Source organism: Candidatus Tokpelaia sp. (assembly GCF_008636115.1).
Taxonomy (GTDB): domain Bacteria; phylum Pseudomonadota; class Alphaproteobacteria; order Rhizobiales; family Rhizobiaceae; genus QLZD01.
On the sequence record NZ_QLZD01000012.1, the window covers coordinates 1 to 548 of the forward strand.

Below are 548 nucleotides of genomic sequence, written 5' to 3' on the forward strand. Positions count from 1 at the left end.
GGCAATATCGCTACTAATACGACCGATATTGCTACCAACAAAACCAATATCGCCACCAATGCTGCTTCTATCAACACCGTGGCCACCAACACTAATAGCTATCTTGGCGGCGGCGCTAATGTCGCCAATGGCACAGCGCCGACCTTCACTGTCCAAGGCACGAGTGCTAATAGTGTCGGTGATGCTTTTGCCGCTGTGGACAGCAGCTTTAATACGGTCAATAGCAGCCTGACCAATATCACCAATAATATCAACAACGGCACGCTTGGCCCTGTCCGCCGCACTAATGGCGATAATCTCGCCCTGATTGCTTCTGACGGCACCGCCGCTAGCCCCGGCAATAGCCAGAAGCTTACCAATCTGGCCGCCGGCACTCTGTCTTCAACTTCAACCGATGCTGTCAACGGCACGCAGTTGAACACGACAAACACAAATGTGACCGCCAATGCCGGCAATATCGCTACTAATACCGGCAATATCGCTACTAATACGACCGATATTGCTACCAACAAAACCAATATCGCCACCAATGCTGCTTCTATCAACAC

General features: G+C 51.1%; 1 pseudogene. It reads left to right on the plus strand.

The features are described 5' to 3' along the window. Positions 1–548: pseudogene (locus DPQ22_RS00685) on the plus strand (hypothetical protein); the annotation flags it as partial.